Below are 24792 nucleotides of genomic sequence, written 5' to 3' on the forward strand. Positions count from 1 at the left end.
AGCAGCTATCAAAAACGTATCAAATGCGGTCAAGACCGCCCTGCAAAAAACACCCGACCTACAAGGTCTCGATGGTGTGGTTCATGTTGGTGTAGATGCACAACTCGCCAGCAATCTCCAGCGACTTCTTGACGATGTCCTGCGCAGAGAGGTCGGTGTGGTTGAGCAACGCCTTGGCGGCCGAGTGCGCGTAGGCCCCGCCCGATCCAATGGCCACGATGCCCTGCTCGGGCTCCAGCACGTCGCCATTGCCGGTGATGATGAGCGAGGCCTCCAGATCGGCCACGGCAAGCATGGCTTCGAGGCGGCGCAGCACGCGATCGGTGCGCCAGTCCTTGGTGAGTTCAATGGCTGCCCGCACCAGGTGGCCCTGGTGTTTTTCGAGCTTGGCTTCAAAGCGCTCAAACAGGGTGAAGGCATCGGCCGTGGCGCCCGCAAAACCGGCCAGCACCTTGCCGTGGTGCAGCTTGCGCACCTTGCGCGCCGTGCCCTTGACCACGATGTTGCCCAGGGTGACCTGGCCATCCCCGCCAATGGCCACTTGAACGCCCTGGGGCGTCTGGCGGCGTACGCTCAGGATGGTGGTGCCGTGGAACACCGGGTGGTTGTCGTTTGATGAGTCCATAGCTGCGGCAGTTGAGGGCACGGGCAGCGCTTTCAAGGCGAAGCCGTACGCTACCAGCCACGAGCAGCCAGCGAATCTGTGGCCCCGCAGCCCACCCAAAAACTATGCAACGATCACGGCCCGCACCCAGCCGGCGCGCAAGGGTTGCTCCGCCGCACTGGTGATACGTCCCATGGAGGTTTCAGTTCTTTCGGGGTACCACCCAAGCGTGCTCGTTGATACCGATCACGTTGAAGAAAATTGCCACCAGCCGCTGCAGGTTCTGGAACTGGATCACATGGCCGTGGCCCTGCTGCTCGGCCGCCCAGTTGAGCACCGAGCCCGCAGCCGCGAAGTCCACACGAATGAGCTTGTCGCAGGCAATGGTCAGCGGTACACCCGGGCGCAGGAAGGCCTGGAAAGGCTCCAGCAGTGGCGTGGCATCACCATCGATATAGCCGCTGAGCTGCGCCACGGGGCCCGCCTCCAGCGGAGCGGGGGCGGACAACTCACCCAGGTCGGAGGCCATGAAGTCACTGTCGGCCGCCAGAGGCGCCGAGCCCGAAGACACACCTTCGTTGTCCGAATACCCGCAGCGCGGCGACGCCCACGACGGTGGAGAGACTTCGTAGGTCACGCAGTAATCCAGCGCAACCAGCTCGAACTCATCCGGCTTGCCCATGAGCCGCAGTGCCGCCATGCGCAGGCGCCACCACTCGGGGCTGGTGGCGCGGTCGCCAGACTGGGTTTTGGCATCCAGCAGGGCGTTGAGCTTTTCTACCCCGGAGAACACCAGCTGAACATCACGCTCGGCCCACTGGGTGAACTGGTCCGCCAGCAAAGGCACGGCAGCGTCATCGATAGCGCCCAAGCGGGCCCAGGACAGGGTCCAGGGCGACGCGGCGCGTGCCAACGAGGCCTGGAGTGCGGCCACCGAAGACACAGCCAGCGTGGGCGGCGCGTTCCAGCTGAAATCGCGGCGCACCGCGCCTGCCGGTGCGGCTGCAGCCGTTCCAGCCGCAGCCGCTGCGGCGGGCGGTGCCATGCCCAATTGCTCGGGCATGGAAAACCACAGCGGAGCGGAGCGGCTGTACTGGGCGGCGAAGTCGATGGCCAGGGTGTCAAACCGGTCGTGCTGGCCCGTTGCACGGTACAGGTCGAACAGTGTCATCCAGATTTCGAGCTGGTCGTCGGGCGCATCCTGCTGGTGCTGGGCCAGCACATCGAGCAGGCCGGACTCAGCCCCGGCGTGGTCGCCATTGGCAAACCGGATGGCAGCTTCTTCTAAATCGGGTTCGTGCACGAATTCCTCCGGTTCGGATGCGGGCGCTGGCGTTACCGCAGTAGCTGCCGCAAGGCTGAAGGACGCTTCGCCAGGACCTGCACCCGCGAGCATTTGCGCATCGGTGCCGCCAAACCGGCCAATGGCCATGCTGTCATCGGCAAACAGCGGCTGGACACCGGCCTTGTTTTCGAGGGGCGCTGGCAGGCTGCCGGGTGCCGTGGGCGCATACGCCCTTGCGTGGGCGGAATCAGAGGACGCAGCTGCGTCGGCAGCAACAGGCATGGCGCCGGGTTGCGTGGGAGCCTCTGCACCTTGCTTACTCTTCCACCACTGCTGCGACATCTGCGCTTCGATCTCGTCGATCTTCTTGAGCGTGACGGCCCGCTCGTCGGGCGAAGCCATGCTGCTCTGAAAGAACGAGGGGCGCCCTGCGGCGTCTTCCACACGCTGGCCTTGCAGCACCTCGCGCTGACGCAGCTTGCGCAACTGATCGAACTCGCGGCGCCGCACGAAATCGTTGCGGCGCTTGCGCTCGATCATCTCCTTGAGCATCTGCTTGCTGTACTGGCTCTCCCGGTCGTCCTGGATGGAGTCCAGCTCGGTCCAGTTCACCGTCGGGTTCTTCACGAACCGAACCACCTTCGACAGCAGGCCTCCGGGGGTGGTTTCTTCCTTGCTCATGGCTCAGGGTGCGCTTGGGGTTGATCAGGCCAGACGGCCCGGTCAATCACCAAACATCTTCTGCTTGAGTTCGCGGCGCTGTTGTGCTTCGAGGGACAACGTGGCAGTAGGACGCGCGATCAGGCGGCCCACACCAATGGGTTCGCCGGTTTCGTCGCAGTAGCCATAGTCACCTGCGTCGATGCGGGCAATGGACTGCTCGATCTTCTTGAGCAGCTTGCGCTCGCGGTCGCGGGTGCGCAGCTCCAGGGCGTGTTCCTCTTCGATCGTCGCGCGGTCGGCCGGATCGGGCACCACCACGGTGTCTTCACGAAGGTGTTCGGTGGTTTCACCAGCGCTGTTGTGGATCTCCTGCTTGAGCTGCACCAGCTTCAGTCGGAAGAAGGCCATCTGCTTGTCGTTCATGTACTCGTCGTCAGGCATGGCCATGACTTCGGCATCGGTCAACTCAGCGGCGGACTTGGTTTTCCAGTTGTTCGCCAGCTTGGGGTCTTTTTTGGCAGCCGTATACGTAGGCTGTGCTTGCGCGGTCGTGGGCATGGTATGTAGATAACTGGCTTTGGCAGCGGTCGAAGCCACTGTCTGTGCCATGGATGGTACGGTCAATTGGGCCAATCGTGAAGAAGGCCGGGTTGTGCGCACGGGTACCTGCGAGCCTGCTTGCAGCACGGGTGCCGGAGCAGGAGCCGCCACGGCGGGGGGTGCGGCCACCTTGGGCGCCGCAGCAGCCTTGGCAGTGGCCTTCGCAGCAACTTTGGGTGCCGCTGGGGCGGCGGCGCTTTTCGCCGCGGCAGGGGTTGCCTTGGTGGCCCCCTTGGATTTGCTGGTGTCGGCTTTCACTTCCTGGTCTCCTCGCAGTACGGGCGGGCCCTAGCTGCATTCGCAGCCAAGGGCGGGTGGCAAGCCTTCCGGGGTTTTACCGGGGCGCGATTGTATCGACCTGGGCTGACGCAAACGAAAACGTTGCAGATACAACACAAACACGCCGTTCTCCCCTGGGCGGCACAGGCCCCGGTGAGGGTCAGACCAGGCTTTGTTCCAGCCCCTGCAGGAAGATGTCCTTGGGCAGGTCAATGCCAATAAAGACCATCTTGCTCGTGCGCGTCTCACCCTCGGCCCATTGGGGTCCCAGATCGCTTCCCATGAGCTGGTGCACCCCCTGGAAGATCACCTTGCGTTCAGTGCCCTTCATATTAAGCACACCTTTGTAGCGCAGCATGCGCGGGCCGTAAATATTCACGATGGCCCCCAGGAAGTCCTCCAGCTTGGCCGGGTCGAATGGCCGGTCGGAGCGGTAAACGAAGCTCTTCACATCATCGTCGTGGTGATGGTGGTGACCATGGCCATGTTCATGCTGGTGCGAGGGGTGGCTGCAGTGCTCGCCATGTTCGTGGTCATGGTCGTGGTGGTCATGCCCATCCCCTTCTTCCTTGAGGAAGTCTGGGTCGATGTCCAGCTTGGCATTGAGGTTGAAGCCGCGCAGGTCCAACACCTCCTTGAGCGGCACTTCGCCAAAATGCACGGCCTTGATGGGCGCGCGCGGGTTCATGTGCTTGAGGCGATGGATCAGCGCCTCGGTCTCGTCCTTGGACACCAGGTCGGTCTTGGACAGGAAGATCTGGTCCGCAAAACCCACCTGGCGGCGCGCTTCCTGGCGGTCATTGAGCTGCTGGGGTGCGTGCTTGGCGTCCACCAGGGTGATGATGGAGTCGATGAGGTAGGTCTCGGCGATTTCTTCGTCCATGAAGAAGGTCTGCGCCACCGGGCCGGGGTCGGCCACGCCGGTGGTCTCGATCACGATGCGGTCGAACTCGAGCAGGTTCTTGCGCTTCTTGGCGGCCAGTAGCTGCAGCGTCTCGCGCAGGTCTTCGCGGATGGTGCAGCAGATGCAGCCGTTGCTCATCTGCACGATCTGCTCCTTGGACTCGGTCACGAGGATGTCGTTGTCAATGTTCTCTTCGCCGAATTCGTTCTCGATCACGGCGATCTTCTGGCCATGGGCTTCGGAGAGCAGGCGCTTGAGCAGCGTGGTTTTGCCCGAGCCCAGGAAGCCGGTGAGGATAGTGACGGGGATCAGTGCCATAAATCTGTCTTTCAAGGGAATCAAATACTTGCGCTGCATGGCGCAGTGCCCCACCCAGGGGCATGTTTTTCAGTGTACCGAGGCTGTCAAGCCCCTGCTGGCACCTGGCCACACCAGAGCGCGGTCCGACCATCGCCCAGCCCGACGGGAAACACAGGTACCCAGAACCTGGAACCCTCTACGATAGGCCGCTGGTGGCACTCCATTGCCCAACCTCACCATGACGCCGCCTCTAACCGCCCGCCACATTCCGCTTGCCATCGAAGGTTTTGACACAGTGCGCTGGCAGGCACTGGCGGACAACCGCCTGGACCACCCCTGGCAGGCGCTGCCGGACCACGTTCACCGCTCCAGCGCCGGGCGCCCCTGGCAGGGCCTGACGGTGTGGCACCAAGTCGGCCCCGTAGGCGACCTGTATGTGCCCGCCCACAGCAACTGCGTCATCCTCGTGCGCAGGGGCGCCCCCACCCGGCTGCTGCAGCGCCATGGAGACCAGGTGGGGCAGACGCTGTGGCAGCGTGGAGAGGCGGTGATCCTGCCCGGCGATACCCCGAGTTTTTGGCGCAGCTCGGCTGTTCGCGACAACATCCACATCGACCTGGCCCCCGCCTGGCTGCAGCGTGCCGCAGGCGGCGAAGTGGCGCTGGGCCAGTGTTTTGGCCGCAAGGACCCGGTGCTCGCGGCCTTTGCCGACCTGCTTCTGGCGTCGCTGGACAACAACGCCTCACTGCAACCCGCGTTTGGCGAACACATCGCGATGGGCATTGCCATCCACCTCGTGGAAAACTACGCACTGCCCGGCGAGCGCCCGCGCACCGGCGCCACACTCACCTCGCGGCAGATGCGCCAGCTGACCGAGGCCGTGATGGCTGGCTTGCACGAACCCTGGCCGGTGGCACGCCTGGCGGACATCGCGGGGCTCAGCCCGTTTCACTTTGCGCGCGCCTTCAAAATGTCGTTTGGCGCCACGCCCCACGCCTGGGTGCACTTTCAGCGCATGGAGCTGGCCGCACGGCTGGTGCGCGATTCGCGCAAGCCCCTGCTAGAGATCGCCTTGCTCACCGGCCACCCCTCGGCGGCCCACTTCAGCCACGCCTTTCGCCGCCACTGGGGTGTAACGCCTTCGGACTATCGCCGCTCGTAGCGTGCCCAGTCGCCCCGGGGGTCTCACCCCACCGCGCGCGATGCCCAGGTTTTCCCCTAGGTCCGCAGTTTTGCGATACCCACCGCAGTAATTGGAAAGCAGCCCCTGCGCCCTTGCGGCACAGTCGCACCGCACCACCGCAGTGGCACACCAAAAACCAGGAGACAAACCATGACTACCCGCCGACAGTTCGCTGTCCAACTCACCAGCCTGGCCGCACTGGGCACCGGCACCTTCTCTGCCGCACAGGCACAGCAACAGTCCGACCTGGCCCGCCTGCTGGTGGGCTTTCCGCCTGGGGGCAGCACCGACAACGTGGCCCGGCGCCTGGCCGAGAAGCTGCGCGGCACCTATGCCGCCAACGTGCTTGTGGACAACAAGCCCGGCGCGGGCACCCAGATTGCCGTGAGCGCGCTCAAGGACGCCGTGCCTGACGGCACCACGCTGCTGCTGTCGCCGCCCTCCCCGTTCACCGTCTACCCCTACACCTACCGCAAGCTGCCTTATGCGCTGGAGGACGTGGCACCCGTGTCCATGGCCTGCACCTTCCCGTTTGCGCTGGCAGTGGGGCCGGCCGTGCCCGACAGCGTGCGAACGCTGCAGGACTTTGTCGCCTGGGCCAAGGCCAATCCCGGCAAGGCCAGCTTCGGCTCGCCGGCGTCGGGCTCCACGCCGCATCTGGTGGGCAGCGTGCTGGGCAAGATGGCGGGCATCGACTTCACCCACATTGCCTACCGCGGCGATGCACCCGGGCTGCAGGACCTGATGGGGGGACAGGTGCCGGCCTATTCGACAGTGCTGGGCAGCTACCTGCCGCATCTCAAATCCGGCCGACTGCGCCTGCTGGCCGTCTCGGGCACCGAGCGCAGCGCCTTCGCGCCCGACCTGCCCACTTACCGCGAACAGGGCTTTGCGCTGGACATGACCGAATGGTTTGGTGTCTTCGTGCCCGCGCGCACGCCAACCGCCACGGTGCAGCGTGTTGCCGACGCCATGCGCGCTGCCGTGGCCCAGCCGGACTTCGTGCGCGGCCTGGCGGAATTCGGCATGACGGCACGCTCGTCCACACCGCAAGAGCTAGTCACGCGGCTGCGCGCCGAGGCCGAGCAGTGGCGGGTGCATGTGAAGAACATCGGCTTCACGGCGGACACCTGAGAAGAGAAGGCGAAAGAACCGTTTCATGACCACCCTGACAGCCTTGCCCCCAACAGCCTCGCCCCCTGTTGAAACCCCGGACACCCCGCTCTGGCAACCCAGCGCTGCACGCCGCGAGCGCGCCCTCATCACCGCCTTGGAGGCCTGGCTGGCGCGCGAGCGAGGCCTGCACTTTGGCGGCTACGAAGCCCTGTGGCAGTGGTCGGTGGACGAACCCGAAGCGTTCTGGAGCGCACTGCTGGCCTTCTTCGACGTACCCATGGCGCAAGCCCCGCGCCGCATGCGCTCGGACGACCCGATGCCCGCCACCCAATGGTTCGAAGGCGCGCGGCTGAACCTGGTGGACACCCTTTTGCGCCACACGCCAGGAGGCACGCAGCCACATACACCGGCCATCGTGTTCGAGGACGAGTCCGGTGGCGCCGGAGAAATCTCGTGGCCCGAACTGCGCCGCCAGGTGGGCGCGCTGGCGCACACGCTGCGCACATTGGGCGTGCAGCCGGGCGACCGGGTGGTGGGCTACCTTCCCAACATCCCGCAAGCGGTGGTGGCCTTCCTCGCGGCCGCCAGCATCGGTGCGGTGTGGGCACTGTGTGCGCCCGACATGGGCCCCGTGAGCGTGAGCGATCGCTACCGCCAGATCGAGCCCAAGGTGCTGGTCGCGGTGGATGGCTACCGTTACGCGGGCAAACCGTTTGACCGCCGCGCTGCGCTGGGCGACATCCTGGACCAGCTGCCCACGGTGAGCCACGTGGTCTGGGTACCCTGCCTCGACCCGGCGCCTGCGCCCCCCGCGCAGGCGCAGGCGCGCACCGTGGTGCACTGGGCCGATGCCGTGGCGGGCAACGCACCGCTTAAGCCGCTCGCACTCGCACCCGACCACCCGCTGTGGACGCTGTATTCATCCGGCACCACGGGCCTGCCCAAGGCCATCGTGCACGGCCACGGTGGCGTGCTGGCCAACAGCCTGGTGGCCATGGTGCTGCACAACGACCTGCACCCCGGCGACCGGGTGCTGTGGGCGGTCAACACCTCGTGGATGGTGTGGAACGCGCATGTGATGGGACTGCTGGGCGGCGCCACCATCGTGCTGTACGACGGCTCCGTCACCGGTGCGGGCGGCGGGGGGGCCGACCCCGACTGGGCCTATCTGTGGCGCCTGGTAGGCCGTCTGCGCGTGACTACCTTCGGCGTGGGAGCCGCCATCCACCACGCCTGCCTGAAGGCCAGTGTGGTGCCCCGGCAGGTGGCCGACCTGTCGGCCCTGCACACCGTGTGCTCCACCGGATCACCGTTGTCGCCCGAGGCCTACCGCTGGCTCTACTACGATGTCAAGGACGACTTCTGGCTCAACGTGGTCTCCGGCGGCACCGACATCGCAGGGGGTTTCCTGGTGGGCCTGCCCACGCTGCCCGTGCACCTGGGCGAGATGCAATGCCGTGCGCTGGGCGCCAGCGTGCAGGCCTGGAACGACGCGAGCCAGCCGGTGATGGACGAGGTGGGAGAGCTGGTCTGTACCCGGCCCATTCCGTCGATGCCGCTGTACTTCTGGGGCGACGCCGACGGCACACGCTACAAGGAGAGCTACTTCGACACCTTCTACGACGCCGAGCAGCGCCCCGTGTGGCGCCAGGGCGACTGGCTGCGATTGGTGGCCCGGCCCGAGGCTGTGGGCGGCATCATCTACGGCCGCTCGGATGCCACCATCAACCGCCAGGGCGTGCGCATGGGCACGGCCGAGCTGTACCGCGTGGTCGAGGGGCTGGACGACGTGCTCGACAGCCTGGTGGTGGATCTGGAATACCTGGGCCGCCCGTCCTACCTGGCGCTATTCGTGCAGTTGCGCGCAGGTACCACACTCGACGAGCCGCTGCGCCGACGCATTGGCCAGGCGCTGCGCACCGCGCTGTCGGTGCGCCACGTGCCCGACGAAATCCTGCAGGTGCCAGTAATCCCCAAGACCGTGACAGGCAAGAAGCTGGAGCTGCCCATCAAAAAGCTGCTTCTGGGCCACCCGGCCGAGCGGGTGCTCAACCGCGACGCGCTGGCGCAGCCCGAGAGCATCGACTGGTTTGTGCAGTTCGCCTCAGACTACCTGGCACGTACTGCACCCGATGCACTATCACTTTGATAGCCACTAGCGCATAAGAGATACGCGCTAGAGGCCAAAAACATCAAGATTTCCGCATCACCACCAGGCCCTTGAGGTACTCCCCTTCCGGGAATTCCAGGGTCATCGGGTGGTCGGGCGCGCCGCCCAGGCGCTCCAGGATGTAGCCGTCCACCCCTGCATCCGCGCCCGCCGACGCCACGATCTTGTGGAACAGGTCGGCGCTGATGCCGCCCGAACACGAGAAGGTAAACAGCACCCCGCCCGGGGTCAGCAGTTGCAACGCCAGCCGGTTGATGTCCTTGTAGGCGCGCGCGGCCCGCTCGGCGTGGGCCGCTGTGGGGGCGAACTTGGGCGGGTCGAGGATGATGGCGTCAAAGCGCTGGCCTTCCTTGAGGAACTGGCGCAGCGAGGCATTCACGTCGGCATCGAGGAAGGTGGCTCGGTTCGGATCGAACCCGTTGAGCGCCACATGGGCGCGGGCGCGCTCCAGGGCCGGGCCCGAGGAATCGATGGAGGTCACGTGCCCGTCGGCCACGGTGCCCGCTGCACGCATACCCGCCAGTGCCGCCACGCTGAAGCCGCCGGTGTAGCAAAAGCAGTTGAGCACATGCTTGAAACCCAGGCGCTGGGTGTAGTCAGCAAACCGCTGGCGGCTGTCGCGCTGGTCCAGATAGAAGCCGGTCTTGTGGCCCTCAGCGATGTTGAGCGTCAGACGCCACTGGTGTTCACGGATCGTGAGTTCGAGCGGCGGCCCCTCGCCATCACCTGCAGCACCCGTGGGCCCGCCGCGCAGCCAGCCGGTGGCGGGCTCCAGGCCCTCCAGCGAACGCACGCTGGCATCCGAGCGCTCGTAGAGCTTGGTCAGCCCCGTTTCGCGCAGCAGCGCATCGGCAATCACCCCCTTCCAGCGCTCGGTGCCTGCGCTGGTGAACTGCGCCACCAGCGTATCGCCATAGCGGTCCACGATGAGCCCGGGCAGGCCGTCGGACTCGCCATGCACCAGGCGTACGCCATCGCTTTGCACGTCAAAACGTGCCCTGGCGATGATGGAACGTGCGCAAGCAGCTATAAAAAACGGAGCATCAATGCGCTGCGCCTCATCAAAGCTCCACACTCGGGCACGGATGCGCGAGCTGGGGCTGTACGCAGCCCAGGCCAGAAACTGGCCTTCGTGCGATTCCACGCGCACGGTCTCGCCGCTGTCGCCGCCGCCCTTGGAGATGGCCGATTCAAAGATCCAGGGGTGGCGGCGCAGGAGCGAGCGCTCCTTGCCAGGGCGAAGGCGAAGGGTTTTCATGCCCCGGATTGTGCGGGCTCACCGCTGCCGTCCAACCATCATCCCTTGAAAAACAGCACGCGCTGCCCCTGCGATAAGCCCGCCCGTTTGCACAAAAGACCACCCACAGCGCTGGTGAGAAAGCATATTTATCATTTTTTGAAATCATTTATTTGACAAATTTGATTAATTTCTCATAAAATTCGCACAACTATCATTTTTATCAAACAAACATGTCAGCGAATCTTCACACCCTATCCAGCCTGGGTTCTATCCCTGATGCAGCCCCAACGGTCTTGACCGATCTTCGTGAGTTCCTTGCATTCAAGATCGGCAACGAGGAGTACGGCGTAGACATCCTGCGGGTGCAGGAGATCCGTTCGTACGAAAAGCCCACCACCATCGCCAATGCCGCCGCCGACCTGAAGGGCGTGGTCAACCTGCGCGGCGTGATCGTGCCCATCATCGACCTGCGCCTGAAACTGGGCTTGCCAGAGGCTCGCTATGACCATCTGACCGTGGTGATCGTGCTCAACATTGGTCAGCGCGTCGTGGGCGTTGTGGTGGATGGCGTGTCTGATGTGCTCACGCTGGAGAGAGAGCAATTGCGCCCTGTCCCCGCACTCGACATGGACGTGGATCGGGACCACCTGCTGGCCATCGGATCGGTCGATGACCGGATGCTCATCCTGCTCGACATCGAAAAGCTCTTGGCACCCTCGTTGCCATCGCCCCTCACCGTGCAATGACGCGCTGTCGCATTGCCACGAAACACAAACACACCTACACGGAATCCCCATGAACTTCTTCAGAGCATTCGGCATTGCGAAACGCCTGCACCTGCTGTCCTTCGCACTCATCAGTGGCCTGACCCTGGTCGCGCTTCTCGCATGGTTCAACCTCTCCGAGGTCACCGCCCAAACCCGAAAAGTCGCCACAGAGTCCGTTCCCCACCAGTTGCGGCTGGCAGCCATGGAGCTCAACGTCACACGATCATCTCTCCAGTTGCGCCATGCGCTGCTGGTCAGGACACCCAGCGACGTGAAGGCCACCTTGGCAGACATTGCGGAGAAAAAGAAGCTGATCGACACCGACCAGTTGGCACTGGAAAAAACTGCTGTCACCACGACCGAAAAGACTGGGTACGCTGCACTCGTTCAGGCGCTGGGCACGTTCTGGCAGATCGCAGGGCAAAACATCCAGTTGATTGAGCAAGGTAACAAGGAAGAAGGCTTCGACTTTCTGGTCGCCAAGACGATTCCTGCCCGGAACGTGGTGCTCGAGATGCTGAGCCAACAAAAGCAGCGCCAGAACACATCGCTGACCGAGAGCATTGGAAAGATCGAGTCAGATGCGAAACAAACGCTTTACAGCCTGGTGGCAGCCGTCGCGGCGATTGCAGCCGGTTTGATGGTGTTTTCCTGGTATGTCGGCAGCGTCCTTCAGCGCCGGGTGTCAGAAGCGCAAGTGATCGCAGCCCGCGTGCGCGATGGCGACCTGACCGGAGAGGTCATTGACAACGCCAACGATGAATTCAGTCCGCTGCTGCAAGCGCTCTCCGACATGCAGACATCGCTGACACAGGTTGTCTCGCAGGTACGCCTAGGCTCCGACAGCGTGGCCACTGCCAGCGCGGAGATATCGGCGGGCAACAGCGATCTCTCGGCACGCACCGAAAACCAGGCCAGTGCACTGGAAGAAACCGCAGCATCGATGGAGGAGCTGAATTCGACGGTTCGCCAGAACGCCGAGAACGCCCGGCAAGCCAATCAGCTCGCGCAGAACGCGTCGAACGTGGCAAGCCAAGGCGGCGAGGTTGTCGCAGACGTGGTCCGCACGATGAAAGACATCAACGACAGCTCCCGAAAGATCTCGGACATCATCGGTGTCATTGACGGCATCGCCTTCCAGACGAACATCCTGGCCCTGAACGCCGCCGTGGAGGCCGCCCGTGCGGGTGAACAAGGCCGGGGCTTTGCGGTGGTTGCGAGCGAGGTTCGTAGCCTGGCAAGCCGATCCGCAGACGCCGCGCGCGAAATCAAAGTGCTGATCGGTGCCAGTGTGGAACGGGTAGAAGCCGGCTCCGCCCTCGTGGACCGGGCAGGCCAGACCATGAGCGACGTGGTTTCGGCAATTGGCCGCGTTACCGACATCATGGCGGAGATCAGCGCAGCCAGTTCCGAGCAGAGCCAGGGCGTGGACCAGGTGAACGAAGCCGTCACCCAGATGGACCAGGCCACCCAGCAGAACGCGGCACTGGTGGAGGAAATGGCGGCAGCAGCCAGCAGCCTCAACACCCAGGCAGCGGAGCTGGTCAACGTGGTTTCCTCCTTCAAGATTTCGCCCTTGGCTTTGGAAGAGCGCCCTGCGGTGGTGCCCCCACAAGGAGCGCTCAGCACATCCACCACATATGCTTCACGGCCGCCGATGGCCCGGAAAGCCCCAAACCAGCGATCCGCGACCTCCGCCATCAAGGCTGCTGTCCGAAGTGTGGCAATGGCGAAATCGGGCGTAGCGCATCTGCCTTCGGCAAAACTCGTGACTGCCGCTCCACATGCAGAGAAAGAGTGGGAAAACTTCTAGGAACCCGCCGGACTTGGAAAACGTCTGTTGCAAGTTGCCCCCCTGGGGCAACTTTCGCTATCGGCACTCCAAGCCCGACAGCCTCAAAGCCAGACGCCAGACGCCAGGCGTCTGCTGTTGAAGTCCCCTTGGAATCACCACCTTCGGGTGGTTTTTCTATTGTTCAGAAGCTGTGAAATGATCCACGTACCGGCAATAGGCTGCCGTTTGCGAGATGCAAAGAATTCAATTTTCGCCTTGAACAGAAACCACGCGCAGCACCTGCTGCCGCAACTGTCGCCATCCCTGTTGCATAAGGTCAGAATCGCCCCCTGCAGCCCACTCCTCGGTGCTTCGCGCACACTGGGCAGCTGGCGCCTCACCCAGCATCGTCAACACTGACTTGAGGTTGTGCGCCACGCGCCGCAGCGCCTGTGCATCTTGCGCCGCCACGGCCAGATCGCCTTCCATTACATCTTGAGGAAACCGGGCCAGGCATGCCTGTCGATAAGCTTCGTAAAGCGCTCGGTTGCCGCCGAAAAACTCGGCCACTGGATTGTGTTGAGCAACGGTGACGACGGCGGAATCGGCCTGAGCCCCCAAGTCGAGGCTGGCCAGAGTCTCAGAAACACATGCCATCAGCGCCCCCACGGAGGCGGGTTTGTGCAGAACGCGCCAGACGTTGAGCGACTCCAACCGGCGCTGCGTGGCTGGGTCAATCCCGCCACTGAACACCACGGTGCGGCAGGCCGCTCCCTGAGGCGAAAGATTTGTCTGCATCCATACCAGTAGATCAAGGCCGGAGCCATCGGGCAGGGTCAGATCCGTGAGGACCAGGGGTGCCACTTCGGTGGTCAGCGCCTGCTTCGCCTCGGCGAGCGTGGCGCATGGCACCAGATTCACGCCGAGGGGATCGAGCGCCATCTGGACAAACCGGCGCACTGACGGATCGTCCTCTACCAACAGCACGCGCGGCTGCGTCACGACGGCGCTCAGGCCTTCTCTGCCACAGGACGTAGGAACCCCGCCAGCAACGCAGGCAACTCCTGCACCAAGCGGGGCTTGTGCACCACAGGCAGCCCGGCCAGCGCAAAGGCGTAGGGACTGCGCTGCTCTTCGTCGAGCGAAGTCACAACGATCAGACGGCTGCGCTGGAACTGGGGATGCGAGCGCAGACGCGCAATCAGCGTTGCGCCATCAATGCCAGGAAGAAGGATGTCCACAATCAGCACATCCGGCTGCAGTTCGCCCGCCATCGCCAAGCCAACGATGCCGTCGTCTGCCACATGCAGTTCCACTTGCGGGAAATCGTGCGCCATCAACAGCTTCACCAGGGTCTGGAAATGTGCGGAATCCTCGATCAGCAACACCCGCTGGCCGTGTGTACCCGCTGGTTCGCGAGAAGCGCCGACCTGCTCGGCGCGCCTGGGAGCAGCTTTGACCACCCCATCGTCTGGCGCGACCACCACACCAGACACGGCAACTTCGGCAACCGGTACAACGGGCTGACCCTGCCGCTGGGCCAGCCAGCGCTCGACCGATGCCTTCGCGATGCGCCGATGACCTCCTGGTGTTTTCCAGGCCTCCAGCTCACCCCGGTCCACCATCAGCTGAACAGAACGAACCGCCATGCCCAGCACCCGCGCCACATCACGGGTACTGCAATCCACCGGCAGCGAAGAGAGAAGACTGAGTTCCATAGCGGCGAATTTTATCACTTCGAAAAATCACTTTTGTGATAAAATTGATAAAACTAGTTGCAACAAATGCCCAACCATGAACAAACGCATTCTGATCATCGAAGACCATGCGGATATCCGCCGACTGATCCGCATGACCCTGGAGTTCGAAGACCACGACATCCATGAAGCCGTCAACGCCGACGAGGGCCTGGAGGCCGTGCGAACGCTGCGCCCCCAGTTACTGTTACTGGACATCATGATGCCCGGAAGCATGGACGGACTCGATCTGTGCCGCCTTGTCAAAAGCGACCCATCGCTGGGCAAACCCTGGGTGGTGCTGCTGACGGCTCGCGGGCAAAGCCAGGATATCGAGGCGGGGATGATGGCCGGGGCCGACGCCTATCTGCTCAAGCCCTTCAGCCCCCTCAAACTGATCGAAACCATCAACCACCTGGGCACAACCCCCGGCGAGGCGCCATGAACATGGTTGCAGCTGCACGTGAAAATACCCAGTTCAGCCCTGCGGCGGCCGAGCAGATGGAGAAGATCGTCTTCGACCTGGGCCGCATGTACCAGGAACGCAACGAGGCGTTGCAGGAAGTGGCCCGCGCCCACCACGAGGCACTGTTTCTGCTGTCCATGGCGGCGGAATACAAAGACGGCGACACGGGCATCCACATCGTGCGCATCGGATTCCTGGCTGAGGCCCTGGCGCTTTTCTTGGGCGAGCCCAAGGACTATGCGCTGATGCTGCGCAAGGCGGCCCCCATGCACGACATCGGCAAGATCGGCATTCCTGACGACGTGCTGAAGAAACCCGGTGCCTTCACGCCCCAAGAGCGCGCAACCATGAACCAGCACTCCGCCATCGGTGCAGATATCCTGGGCAAATCGCGCATCGCCCTCTTCCAGATGGCGGCCGAAATTGCGCTTGCACACCATGAACGCTGGGATGGCAAGGGTTACCCGAACCAGTTGGCGGGCCCAGCCATTCCGCTGTCTGGACGCATTGTGAGCATCGTGGACTTCTATGACGCCCTGACCATGGACCGGGTCTACCGCCCAGCCTTCAGCCACGAAAAAGCGCTGGAGATGCTCCTGGCCGAACGGGGCAAGGCCTTTGACCCGGACATCGTGGACTGCTTCCTGCGCAACAGCCCCGCCATTTCTGCCCTGCGTGAGCAGGTCACGACCGGACGCATGGCCTTCGCCGACCTGATCAACCACAAGCAGGATGCGCCATGATCTTGCCCACATACCGTGTGGTGGCTGCGGTGCTGTTGCTCCTGGCTGGCGCAGTGGCCTCCTGGGGTGCCACAGCAGGTGAGGTGCAGGACCGCGTTCAGGCCCGGGGCGAAGTCAGGGTCTGCATCTGGCCCGCGTACCAGCGCATCTCGTTTCGGGACCCGCGCTCCGGCCAGCTCAGCGGCCTGGACATCGATCTGGCTACCGCATTGGCGTCTGATCTGCGCGTCAAGCTGCGATTCGTGGACTCGTCCTTCGTCACCTTGGTGCAGGACCTGCAGGCAGGCACATGCGATGTAGCGATGTTCGGCATCGCCATGCTGCCGCAGCGCATGGAGCAACTCCAGTTCTCCACGCCCTATTTGCAAAGCGATATCTATGCCGTAACCACACGCACCAGCCGCATCGTGCGGCAGTGGAGTGACATCGACCAACCCGGCGTGCAGGTAGGCGTGCAGGCTGGAACGTTCATGGAGCCCGTCATGCGGCAACGCCTCAAGCATGCAGGTCTCGTCTCCATCCACCTGCCACAGACGCGCGAACGCGAGCTCATTGCTGGCCGCGTGGACGTCTTCATGACCGATTACCCCTACGGTCGCACACTGATCGAAAGCACGGAATGGGCCGCACTGGTGGCCCCCCCCAAGCCGTTCTATACGCTCCCCTACGCCCATGCCAGCAAACCAGGCGACGTCGAATGGCGAGCCGTGCTCAACGCTTTTGTCGCCCGGATTCGGCAGGACGGCCGCCTGGAAACGGCAGCACGGCGCCACGGACTCGAAAGCATCCTCCTGAACTGATGCCTCTGCCATGAAACGATCCATTCCCTTTGCCAAGCTCAGCCTGCTGGAAGTAGCCAGCAGCAGGGCGCTCTTCGGGGGCACACTTCTCATGCTGGCCGTAATCGTCGGCACCGCATCGCTGATGTGGCTGGAGTTCCGCCGCACAGAAGCTCAGGACCGCAAGCAGCTCGAACTACTGGCCAGCGTCATGGAGTCGCACGCCAGCCAAGTTTTCGACAACACCAAGCTCACCCTGGACAGCCTTGCGAAAAACCTGACCACCGAGAATCACACTCCCGCGCAGCTCGAAGCACAGCAGTCTTACCGCTTGCAAGGCCTGCCTTTTCTGCGCAGCATCGCCATCGTCAGCTCCGAAGGGCTGGTGCTGGCCTCCACGACCGCCTCGGACCGGGGTGGCAAGGTGGATCTGCAGCGCCTGCCTCCTTCACCAGCGACCGATGAGCGGGTGGTCATTGGAGCCTGGGTGCGTGGCCGCACACTCACCCAAGATATGCGCAATGCAGCCGTGCCAGCGGGCCTTGGCTACATTCCCATGGTGCGCCTGGTTCGCCTGCCATCGAACGCTGTGGTGACGTTGGTGGCACAGATCAATCCCGACGCCCTGGCCACCTACCAGCGGCAGTTGATGGAGGCAGGCCACCCTGGCACACAGGTCATGCTGGCATTGGACAACGGGACCTTGCTCACCCAGGTCGGCAACGACACCTTGAATCTTGGTAGCAGCCTGGGCTCCCACCCTTTGTTCCAGGGTTTGCTGCCAGCGCACAAAGGAACTTACGGCCCGCTGCAAACCTTTCAGGCCCATAGCCTGGGCGCCTGGCGCAGTTCCAATAGCCAGCCTCTGGTGGCTTTTGTAGAGCAACCCTATGAAGCCACGACCCAGCAGTGGCTGGCCGCAATGCGAGGACCGCTGCTGTTCATGGGGGTGGCCTTGGCGCTGATAGGACTTCTCACCCATGCGTCCTGGCGCAATGCCCGCGCAAAAGAAGTTGCGCAACGTGAACGCGATGAGGCCCAGCAAGAAACCGCACGGCGCGAACAAGAGCTGTCGGTCCTGTTCCGAAGTGTTCAGGAGCTGATCTTCCGCACCGATGCCCAAGGGACCATCCGGTTCGTCAATCCCCGCTGGCATGCCATTACCAACCAGCCCGCTGAAATGGCCCGAGGCCAGCGTCTGCGGGACGTCGTCCACCCCGAGTGCCGCGATGGCGTGGATGCCCTGTTCGACGCCACCCAGCCCCCGGGCGTGCGCATGGCGCAGGTCCGCCTCACGGGACCCGCTGGAGAAACGCGCGCGCTGGACATCTCGGTGGTTCCGCTGCGTGACCGGTCGGGTCAGTTGCGCGGCTTTGCGGGCAGCGCGGTGGATGTGACAGCCCTGCTGGCCGCCCAGCAAAGCCTGCAAGAGCAGTTGGCCCTCACAAGCCAGGTGCTCGAATGCAACCCGTTGCCCATCTGCATGACCGACACTGAAGGACGTCTTCTCTCGGTCAATCAGGCCTGGGAAAGTTTCATGGGTCTCTCGCGCAAAAGCGTCCTGGGGATGCGCAACATCGACTTTCTGCCCAAGCAGGAGGCGCAGGTGTACTGCGAACACCAAGAACAACTGTTGCGCGAGGGCGGTCGTGTCCGTTACGAAGAGCGCATGCGCCGACCCGATGGCAGCTTCCGGGATGTGCAGGTCACCAAGGTGCTCGTCACCACCAACGGCAAGCAGCCCATCGGTATCCTGACCGCCAAGATGGACATCACGGAATTCCGGGCCGCGCGCGATCTGGCCGAAGAGGCGTCGCGCTCCAAGTCGGAATTTGTGGCCAACATCAGCCACGAGTTGCGCACGCCCCTGCAATCCATCCTAGGCTTCTCCGAACTAGGACTGGCGCGGGGCCGTCATCAATCCAAGCTAGCGTCCATGTTCAGCGACATCCACGACGCGGGCCAGCGCATGCTGGTGCTGGTCAATGACCTGCTCGACATCGCAAAGATCGAGAGCACGGTTGGAGCCTTCCAATTCGAGCGCGCCGACGTGCGCGATCTCATCGAGGAAGTGGCGGCAGAGATGGAGTTGCTGCTAGACCGCAAACGCCTGGGCTTGGGCTTGCGACTGGGCCGCATGCCTTTGATCGCCAAAGTGGATCCATCGCGCTTTCAGCAAGTGGTACGCAATGTCTTGAGCAACGCCATCAAGTTCTCGCCCGAAGACAGCATCATCGACATCACCGCCGGAGTCTCGGACGACCACAGCATCCACATCCAGGTGTGCGATCAAGGCCCGGGCATTCCTCCCGCAGAGCTGGAGACCGTGTTCCAGGCCTTCGTGCAATCGAGCAAGACGCGCGATGGCTCCGGCGGAACGGGCCTGGGCCTGGCGATATGCCGCAAGATCGTCGAAGCACATGGGGGGCGCATCCATGCCACCAACGGGCCCGACGGCGGTACCATCTTCCATATCATGCTGCTCACCGCAGGCTACACGGACACGATGCCAGCCCCGCTCACATGAACAGGAAGCCCAGCAAGCCCCAATCCTCCGACTGGCGCAGCAGCCCGGCGCTGATGTACTTTGTGGTGGCCTGCGTTTTCAGCGCTGTAGTGCTGCTGGGTGCCTGGGCCACCATGGCCGCCATGCTGCGCTGGCAGTGGAAGGAAACCCTGGACGCCGAGATGCGCCAGAACACCAACACCGCCCTGGCACTGAAGGAGCATACGCTGCGCATCCTGGACACGGTGGACCAGGCCATGTGGCGTTTGCAGCATACCGCCGAAGACGGACCACTCAACGGAGAGGACCTGGCAACCATCGCCAATGAAACCGGCATGGTGCCGCACATCCTGACGCAGTTGTCCTTCGTGGGCCCCGATGGCCGCTTTCAGGGCAGCAACCTAGACCCCGACGGCTCGCGCAGCAACCATGTGAGCCTGATGGACCGCGACCATATCCGGGTGCACTTGCTGCCCGCCGAAGCGGCCCCGCCCAGCTCTGGCATGCTGCACAACGGCCTTTTCATCAGCAAGTCCCTGCTGGGCAAGGTGTCGGGGGTATCCACCATCCAGCTCTCGCGCAAGGTCACGGCCGCTGATGGGCGCGTCCTGGGGGTGGTGGTGGCGTCACTCAATCCACGCCATTTCGCCGACGTGTACCGGGGCGTGCAACTGGGCAGCGACGGCGGTGTGGGACTTGCGGGGCTTGACGGAGTGATCCGCGTGCGTGTGTTGGGGGGGGCCAGCACAGAAGTTGGGATGCAGCTGCCCGCACCCCTCCTGCAAGCACTGCGCAGCCAGGACAGCGGGGCCATGTTGTCGCCATCGTCCGACGCCAGACTGCGCATTATTGGTTTCAGCCGTGTCGGAAGTTACCCGCTTGCCGTACTCAGCGGCACCTCAGAAAAACACTCTTTCGCCCGCTGGCGCACCACACGCAACACGATCCTGTGGTTGACGGCACTGTTGAGCCTGGCGGTTGTGGCCTTTGTCGCCGTATTTCTGGGAAGCATACGCAAGCTGGCGGTCAGCCACGCGGCCCTGACCCGCAGCGAGGCCGAAGCCCAGCGCGCCAACCAGGCCAAAAGCGAATTCCTGGCCGCCATGTCGCACGAGCTGCGTACTCCGCTGACAAGCATCCGCGGCTTTGCCGAACTCATGGAGCTGCGCAGCAACGATCCACAGACCCGGGAACAATCGAGCCTTATTCGCCAGGGCGCAGAACACCTGAACGCTCTGCTGACGGAAATCCTCGACTTGGCGCGGATTGAAGCGGGTGCCATGCCAGCGCACCCCGAGTCCGTGGAACTGCCCGGTCTGCTGCACGATGTGATCGAGCTGTTCCGTGTCAGTGCAGTGGCCAAATCGCTGGCGCTCACGGCGACCACGGCCGCCAACGTCCCGAACTCTCTGCTAACCGACCGCCTCAAGCTCAAGCAGATCCTGAACAATCTCTTGTCCAATGCCATCAAATTCACCCCGTCGGGCACCGTGTGCCTGGCCGTGGATACCAGCGCAGACGGTCACCATGTGCAGTTCCATGTCACAGACACAGGCCCGGGTATCCCGGAAAACCTGCACGAGGTCATTTTCGAAAAGTTCAGCCAGGGCCACGCCCGCGTCAGCTACCAACACGGGGGCACCGGACTGGGGCTGTCGCTGTCTCGTGCGCTTGCCCAACTGCTGGGCGGCACGTTAACCGTCAAGTCCCGGGTGGGCGAGGGCTCCACATTTACGCTGTCGCTGCCTCTGCAAATTCCGCCGAAAGCCGCCCCGCCGTTCGTATAAGCCGCATTGCTTACCACTGCGGGGCCGATACACCGACACCGCAGTAGTTCATTGGTTATGCATCAGCGGCGACGGCGTGCAAAGGCCGTGGTGAAACAGCCCATCAGAATCGATAAAATGATCATCCCCCACTGGGACAGCGTAGGAATGGGTGACGCAAACCCGATCTGGCTTGCCGGCGAACACACTTCCAGACCCGGCGTGGCCCCGGTAGCGGCCACTGGCGTCACACAGAAAAACAGGAAGTTGCCCATATCGCCTGCCACCGGGGTATACCCCATCGTTGTGGCGACATTCGTTCCTGCCGCCACGCTGTTGCTGGGGCTACGCACCCAGCGGAAGGTGGACGCACCCTGCACGTCTGCATTGGCGTCCGTGTAGGTGTAGTTGCCTGTGGCGGGTTGCCCAATGGTCGGCACGCCCGCAACGGACACGGACAGGGCCACAGGGGGCACCTGCGCAACCACCGAGATTTGCACCGTCGCATCGTCACAAAGAGCCGCGTTCGGAGCAGGCAGGCACACCCGGTAGGTGAATGTGTCGGTCCCGCTGAAGCCAGCATTCGGCGTGTAGGTATAGGCACCCGTCGCGCTGTTCAGATTCAGGGTGCCGTTGGCGGTGCTCGCGAGCACCGCGTACGTGGAACCCACCGGGGCGGAATCATTGCCTGTCACCGAAGCATTGAACGGCACCCCTTGGGTGGCGGGGCCTGCATTGTCATCTACCGCATTCGGGCCGACGGTCACTGTGACCGTAGCGGGGACGCAGGTTGCCTGATCAGGTGCTGGCTTGCACTGTTGATAGGTGAACGTATCCTGGCCTGAAAAACCAGGTTGCGGCGTGTAGGTGTAGGCCCCCGTGGATGGATCGAGCACCACAGAGCCGTTGGCGGGTGTCGCAACCACGGCAAAAGTGGAGCCAGCCACGGTCGTGTCGTTGGTGGCCACATTGCCCGGCACAGGGGTGTTGAACGGGGTGGTGGCCGTGTCGTCCACAGCGCCGATGGCTCCAGGCGGCAAGGTCACCGTCACGGTTCCAACATCCACCCAGGTGCCTGGCACCGTGGCTGCATCGGTCACGGCCAGGTTGTCCAGCTCGAAGCCCCCTCCTCCAGCGTGGCGGACAACGATGGTCCTGAAATTGACGCTGGCCCCCCGCAGCAACAGGTTGATGTAGCCATAGGGCTCTCCTGTATTGCGACCCGCAGGCGGATTGGGGTTGCCAAAGTAGTCCGCCTTGGCGTACGAATTGCCGTCGATCGCCGTGATGTTGCCGCCCCCACCCAGCAGCGTTGTCAGCGAGTTCGTCGTGAACTGCGCCAACAAGGTGTTGGTGTCGTCATAGAACTCGATGGTGTTGCCGGCATTCCCCGCCGACCACCAGAATCCAACGTACTTCCGGTCGCCAATCAGGGTGATGGTGACCTGGTTGCCGTTTCCTATTGCAAGGTAGTTCCCTGTCCCATCTGCGCCACCGTACTGGTCCGCCGCAGTGCGGTTGACACCCCCGGTGGCACCCGTCCAAGCCCCGATGGCAAAACTCCCCGTCGCACCAATTGCCCCAGCTGCATCCGAGAAGGTTTCAACAATGGCGCCCGATCGCGTCGTGTTCTGTTCGCCGGGCGGTGAAAGGTAGACGTCCAGAGTCTGAGCGCCAGCGTTAAAGCCGCTCAGCAAAGAAGCCGCACCCATCAGCACGGCAGACAAGGTCGGGGGACGCAGCAGAGAACCAGAGAAGCGCATAGATCGGGACAGGCTCAAAAGTGTGGCCGCGATCATAGGAGGGCTGTTACGCAAAGCGACAAGCGCCACCGAAATGCAACATTTGTTGACAATCTGCTACCTGCGGCGGCCGCAAGCTCCAGAGTTATTCCCTCTGAATGCGGGGTCAGCAGCCCCCGTCCCTCACGCCTCCAGCGAGCTCAACCCCATGCTTGCATGCGACCAATCAAGGCGAAAGTGAAGCGCTGCCCGAGTAGCGGACGTGGCCACAATGCCTCTCAGCGCCCACCGCACAACGCGGTTCAGCGCTCGCGCCGAATCAAAGCGCGTGACCGAAACGCCCCAGGCGCGGGGCCCAATTGGCAAGGATGTCGGCCGACACCAGCACCCGGCGCGCCTGGCCGATGAGCAGGTGGCGCGGCACAAACCCGATGTAGCGCGAGTCGGCGCTGTTGTCGCGGTTGTCGCCCAGCACCAGGTATTCGCCCTCGGGCACCGTCACCGGGCCGAAGCTGCGGTGCGCGGTCACGCCCTGCAGCCACTGCACACGGCGCTCGTGGCCCAGCAGGTGCTCCGTCCAGCGGGTGGCAGGCACCTGGGCGCCCCATTCCGCCAGGGTTTCGGTCACCGCTTCGGGCGCGTCATAGCGCGCCGCCTCGCCGTTGAGGTACAGCACCTCGTCGCGCATTTCCACAGTATCGCCGGGCAACGCCGCAATGCGCTTGATGAGCCGCGTGCCATCGCGCGGCGACGAGAAGGTGACCACATCGCCCCGCTCGGGCTCGCCCATGCGGGCGAGCACCACATCGGTCAGTGGCAGCTTCAGATCGTAGGCCAGGCGGTTGACAAAAACGACGTCGCCTTCGAGCAGCGTGGGGCGCATCGACCCCGAAGGGATGGGGTTCCAGTCGGCCACCGCCGTGCGGAAGATGCCGAAACACAGCAGCAGCACGATGAACCCACGGTTCGATTTGATCCAGTTCAGCAGCATGACGACAACTCCAAGTAGCTTCAAAGCAAGCGCTCTGCTCGGATGCGCCCTGTTGCAACTTGGTTCCGTGAGACAGGCCATTGCGGATCTCCCACAGTACTTGCTGTGAGCGCAGCCAATTCCAGTGCACCCGTGGAACCGGCTTTGCCGGGCCAGGGGGAGCGTCCCGCTTGGGGGAAGCGGCGCAGCCGCTCAGGGGGGCTTTTTTCTAGCTCGGGGATGCGCCGCGTCATACACCTTGGCCAGGTGCTGAAAATCGAGGCGCGTGTAGACCTGTGTGGTCGTGATGTTGGCGTGGCCCAGCAGCTCCTGCACCGCACGCAGGTCGCCGCTGCTTTGCAGCAGGTGGCTGGCAAAGGAGTGGCGCAGCATGTGCGGGTGCACGGGCGTGGTCAGCCCCGCCTGCTGGCTGCGCTGGCGCAGGCGCAGCCAGATCGACTGCGCCGTGAGCCGCTTGCCGCGCTGGCCGACGAACAGTGCGGTGTCAAGCCGCGCTGATCCTTCACCGCCGAAGGGCGTGGCCCGCAGCTGCAGCCAGGCCTGCAGCGCTGCCGTGGCCGCTCTGCCCACGGGAACGCTGCGGCGCTTGCTGCCTTTGCCGAACACATGGGCCTCCCCGGCTTGCAGATCCACCCAGCCACGGCCCTGGCGCTGCGTGTCGGCATTGGGGATGGCGTCGAGCCCCGCGAGTTCACCCACGCGCAGGCCGCAGCCGTAGAGCAGCTCGACCATCGCAGCATCGCGCGCCTCCAGCCAGGGGTCGGCGCCGGTGTTGTCGAATTCGGCCAGCCGGACGGCGTCGTCCACGCCCAGCGCCTTGGGCAGTGGCTTGGGCGCCTTAGGGGGGCGCACGTCCTGCACCGGATTGTGCGGAATCAGCCCCTGCCGCCCCGCCCAGATGAAAAAACCGCGCCAGCCCGAGAGGATGAGCGCAATGCCGCGCCCGCTGCGCCCGCCGCTGTGCATCTGCGCGACAAAACGGCGGATGTGTGCGGTCTGCAGCTGCAGCAGCGGCACGCTGACCGCCGCCGCAAACTGCGCGAGCTTTTCAAGGTCCAGGGTGTAGAGCGTGAGCGTGCGCGCTGCCAGCCGCTTTTCGACGCGCACGTGCTCCAGGTAGCGCAGGACGTGGGGGTCGAGCGTGGTGGGCGCAGTGGGCGTGTCAGACATGGTTACCG

Annotated in this window: 20 protein-coding genes; 10 read left to right on the top strand and 10 right to left on the bottom strand. The window is 63.7% G+C overall.

The features are described from left to right. Positions 1-58: 58 nt before the first annotated feature. From hslV to ACSQ22_RS10395, 4 genes are all read right to left on the bottom strand, one after another. A complete protein-coding gene (gene hslV / locus ACSQ22_RS10380) occupies positions 59-625 on the bottom strand; it encodes an ATP-dependent protease subunit HslV (protein WP_055399580.1) in 567 nt (188 codons plus the stop codon). Positions 626-806: 181 nt separating this feature from the next. Beyond that, on the bottom strand, positions 807-2570 hold the full coding sequence (locus ACSQ22_RS10385) for an STAS domain-containing protein (protein ID WP_436130238.1): 1764 nt from the start codon (positions 2568-2570) through the stop codon (positions 807-809). A gap of 42 nt (positions 2571-2612) precedes the next feature. Further along, a complete protein-coding gene (dksA, locus tag ACSQ22_RS10390) occupies positions 2613-3410 on the bottom strand; it encodes an RNA polymerase-binding protein DksA (protein ID WP_082437502.1) in 798 nt (265 codons plus the stop codon). Positions 3411-3591: 181 nt separating this feature from the next. Next, the gene (locus ACSQ22_RS10395) at positions 3592-4653 is read right to left on the bottom strand and encodes a CobW family GTP-binding protein (RefSeq protein WP_055399582.1); all 1062 of its coding nucleotides are present in this window, start codon (positions 4651-4653) and stop codon (positions 3592-3594) included. A 220-nt stretch (positions 4654-4873) separates the two neighbouring features. Between ACSQ22_RS10395 and ACSQ22_RS10400 the strand changes: the two genes are divergently transcribed. The 3 genes from ACSQ22_RS10400 to ACSQ22_RS10410 all read left to right on the top strand — a co-directional run bounded on the left by ACSQ22_RS10400 (position 4874) and on the right by ACSQ22_RS10410 (position 9083). Beyond that, positions 4874-5797: a helix-turn-helix domain-containing protein gene (locus tag ACSQ22_RS10400; protein ID WP_436130239.1), complete on the top strand. Its 924-nt coding sequence runs from the start codon at positions 4874-4876 to the stop codon at positions 5795-5797. A 171-nt stretch (positions 5798-5968) separates the two neighbouring features. Next, on the top strand, positions 5969-6952 hold the full coding sequence (locus tag ACSQ22_RS10405; protein ID WP_228897339.1) for a Bug family tripartite tricarboxylate transporter substrate binding protein: 984 nt from the start codon (positions 5969-5971) through the stop codon (positions 6950-6952). Between the two features lie 25 nt (positions 6953-6977). Beyond that, a complete protein-coding gene (locus ACSQ22_RS10410) occupies positions 6978-9083 on the top strand; it encodes an acetoacetate--CoA ligase (RefSeq protein ID WP_436130240.1) in 2106 nt (701 codons plus the stop codon). 43 nt (positions 9084-9126) lie between these two features. Here the strand turns inward: ACSQ22_RS10410 and ACSQ22_RS10415 are convergent, their stop codons facing one another. After that, on the bottom strand, positions 9127-10362 hold the full coding sequence (locus tag ACSQ22_RS10415) for a class I SAM-dependent rRNA methyltransferase (protein ID WP_228897341.1): 1236 nt from the start codon (positions 10360-10362) through the stop codon (positions 9127-9129). 275 nt (positions 10363-10637) lie between these two features. Between ACSQ22_RS10415 and ACSQ22_RS10420 the strand changes: the two genes are divergently transcribed. Next, a complete protein-coding gene (locus ACSQ22_RS10420; protein WP_228897342.1) occupies positions 10638-11090 on the top strand; it encodes a chemotaxis protein CheW in 453 nt (150 codons plus the stop codon). Positions 11091-11139: 49 nt separating this feature from the next. After that, positions 11140-12924: a methyl-accepting chemotaxis protein gene (locus tag ACSQ22_RS10425; RefSeq protein ID WP_436130241.1), complete on the top strand. Its 1785-nt coding sequence runs from the start codon at positions 11140-11142 to the stop codon at positions 12922-12924. Between the two features lie 225 nt (positions 12925-13149). Here the strand turns inward: ACSQ22_RS10425 and ACSQ22_RS10430 are convergent, their stop codons facing one another. Both ACSQ22_RS10430 and ACSQ22_RS10435 read right to left on the bottom strand, forming a co-directional pair. Continuing rightward, positions 13150-13887 (bottom strand): response regulator, encoded by a 738-nt coding sequence (locus ACSQ22_RS10430; protein ID WP_436130242.1) that lies wholly within the window; start codon positions 13885-13887, stop codon positions 13150-13152. Between the two features lie 8 nt (positions 13888-13895). Continuing rightward, positions 13896-14603, bottom strand: coding sequence for a response regulator (locus tag ACSQ22_RS10435; RefSeq protein ID WP_228897345.1), 708 nt, complete (start codon positions 14601-14603; stop codon positions 13896-13898). Positions 14604-14679: 76 nt separating this feature from the next. On the opposite strand from ACSQ22_RS10435, the gene ACSQ22_RS10440 reads away from it, so the two are divergent. Genes ACSQ22_RS10440 through ACSQ22_RS10460 form a run of 5 tightly spaced genes read left to right on the top strand, consistent with a single transcriptional unit; the run spans position 14680 to position 20902 of the window. Beyond that, positions 14680-15066, top strand: a complete 387-nt coding sequence (locus ACSQ22_RS10440; protein ID WP_055399596.1) for a response regulator transcription factor — start codon at positions 14680-14682, stop codon at positions 15064-15066. A gap of 2 nt (positions 15067-15068) precedes the next feature. Continuing rightward, on the top strand, positions 15069-15830 hold the full coding sequence (locus ACSQ22_RS10445) for an HD-GYP domain-containing protein (protein WP_436130473.1): 762 nt from the start codon (positions 15069-15071) through the stop codon (positions 15828-15830). Beyond that, the gene (locus ACSQ22_RS10450) at positions 15827-16630 is read left to right on the top strand and encodes an ABC transporter substrate-binding protein (protein ID WP_436130243.1); all 804 of its coding nucleotides are present in this window, start codon (positions 15827-15829) and stop codon (positions 16628-16630) included. The genes ACSQ22_RS10445 and ACSQ22_RS10450 overlap by 4 nt, the downstream gene beginning before the upstream one ends. Positions 16631-16640: 10 nt before the next feature. Next, the gene (locus ACSQ22_RS10455) at positions 16641-19136 is read left to right on the top strand and encodes a PAS domain-containing sensor histidine kinase (protein WP_436130244.1); all 2496 of its coding nucleotides are present in this window, start codon (positions 16641-16643) and stop codon (positions 19134-19136) included. After that, positions 19133-20902 carry a sensor histidine kinase gene (locus ACSQ22_RS10460; protein ID WP_436130245.1) on the top strand — a complete coding sequence of 590 codons (1770 nt, stop codon included), beginning with the start codon at positions 19133-19135 and terminating at the stop codon, positions 20900-20902. Before ACSQ22_RS10455 ends, ACSQ22_RS10460 begins: the two co-directional genes overlap by 4 nt. Positions 20903-20964: 62 nt before the next feature. On the opposite strand, the gene ACSQ22_RS10465 is transcribed toward ACSQ22_RS10460, so the two are convergent. The 3 genes from ACSQ22_RS10465 to ACSQ22_RS10475 all read right to left on the bottom strand — a co-directional run bounded on the left by ACSQ22_RS10465 (position 20965) and on the right by ACSQ22_RS10475 (position 24784). Beyond that, the gene (locus tag ACSQ22_RS10465) at positions 20965-22680 is read right to left on the bottom strand and encodes an IPTL-CTERM sorting domain-containing protein (protein ID WP_436130246.1); all 1716 of its coding nucleotides are present in this window, start codon (positions 22678-22680) and stop codon (positions 20965-20967) included. A gap of 262 nt (positions 22681-22942) precedes the next feature. Further along, on the bottom strand, positions 22943-23614 hold the full coding sequence (gene lepB, locus ACSQ22_RS10470; RefSeq protein ID WP_436130247.1) for a signal peptidase I: 672 nt from the start codon (positions 23612-23614) through the stop codon (positions 22943-22945). Positions 23615-23806: 192 nt separating this feature from the next. Beyond that, on the bottom strand, positions 23807-24784 hold the full coding sequence (locus tag ACSQ22_RS10475; RefSeq protein ID WP_436130248.1) for a tyrosine-type recombinase/integrase: 978 nt from the start codon (positions 24782-24784) through the stop codon (positions 23807-23809). Positions 24785-24792 lie beyond the last annotated feature (8 nt).

The sequence above is a fragment of the Acidovorax sp. LjRoot38 genome, from assembly GCF_964252975.1.
Lineage (GTDB): Bacteria > Pseudomonadota > Gammaproteobacteria > Burkholderiales > Burkholderiaceae_C > Acidovorax > Acidovorax facilis.

Excerpts from the sequence above, each read along its gene's own strand:
- ACSQ22_RS10410 (WP_436130240.1), top strand. The coding sequence starts at position 6,978 with ATGACCACCCTGACAGCCTTGCCCCCAACAGCCTCGCCCCCTGTTGAA.
- ACSQ22_RS10385 (WP_436130238.1), bottom strand. The coding sequence starts at position 2,570 with ATGAGCAAGGAAGAAACCACCCCCGGAGGCCTGCTGTCGAAGGTGGTT.
- lepB (WP_436130247.1), bottom strand. The coding sequence starts at position 23,614 with ATGCTGCTGAACTGGATCAAATCGAACCGTGGGTTCATCGTGCTGCTG.
- ACSQ22_RS10400 (WP_436130239.1), top strand. The coding sequence starts at position 4,874 with ATGACGCCGCCTCTAACCGCCCGCCACATTCCGCTTGCCATCGAAGGT.
- ACSQ22_RS10445 (WP_436130473.1), top strand. The coding sequence starts at position 15,069 with ATGGTTGCAGCTGCACGTGAAAATACCCAGTTCAGCCCTGCGGCGGCC.
- ACSQ22_RS10465 (WP_436130246.1), bottom strand. The coding sequence starts at position 22,680 with ATGATCGCGGCCACACTTTTGAGCCTGTCCCGATCTATGCGCTTCTCT.
- hslV (WP_055399580.1), bottom strand. The coding sequence starts at position 625 with ATGGACTCATCAAACGACAACCACCCGGTGTTCCACGGCACCACCATC.
- ACSQ22_RS10415 (WP_228897341.1), bottom strand. The coding sequence starts at position 10,362 with ATGAAAACCCTTCGCCTTCGCCCTGGCAAGGAGCGCTCGCTCCTGCGC.
- ACSQ22_RS10440 (WP_055399596.1), top strand. The coding sequence starts at position 14,680 with ATGAACAAACGCATTCTGATCATCGAAGACCATGCGGATATCCGCCGA.
- ACSQ22_RS10455 (WP_436130244.1), top strand. The coding sequence starts at position 16,641 with ATGAAACGATCCATTCCCTTTGCCAAGCTCAGCCTGCTGGAAGTAGCC.
- ACSQ22_RS10450 (WP_436130243.1), top strand. The coding sequence starts at position 15,827 with ATGATCTTGCCCACATACCGTGTGGTGGCTGCGGTGCTGTTGCTCCTG.
- ACSQ22_RS10460 (WP_436130245.1), top strand. The coding sequence starts at position 19,133 with ATGAACAGGAAGCCCAGCAAGCCCCAATCCTCCGACTGGCGCAGCAGC.
- ACSQ22_RS10435 (WP_228897345.1), bottom strand. The coding sequence starts at position 14,603 with ATGGAACTCAGTCTTCTCTCTTCGCTGCCGGTGGATTGCAGTACCCGT.
- ACSQ22_RS10425 (WP_436130241.1), top strand. The coding sequence starts at position 11,140 with ATGAACTTCTTCAGAGCATTCGGCATTGCGAAACGCCTGCACCTGCTG.
- ACSQ22_RS10395 (WP_055399582.1), bottom strand. The coding sequence starts at position 4,653 with ATGGCACTGATCCCCGTCACTATCCTCACCGGCTTCCTGGGCTCGGGC.
- ACSQ22_RS10475 (WP_436130248.1), bottom strand. The coding sequence starts at position 24,784 with ATGTCTGACACGCCCACTGCGCCCACCACGCTCGACCCCCACGTCCTG.
- ACSQ22_RS10405 (WP_228897339.1), top strand. The coding sequence starts at position 5,969 with ATGACTACCCGCCGACAGTTCGCTGTCCAACTCACCAGCCTGGCCGCA.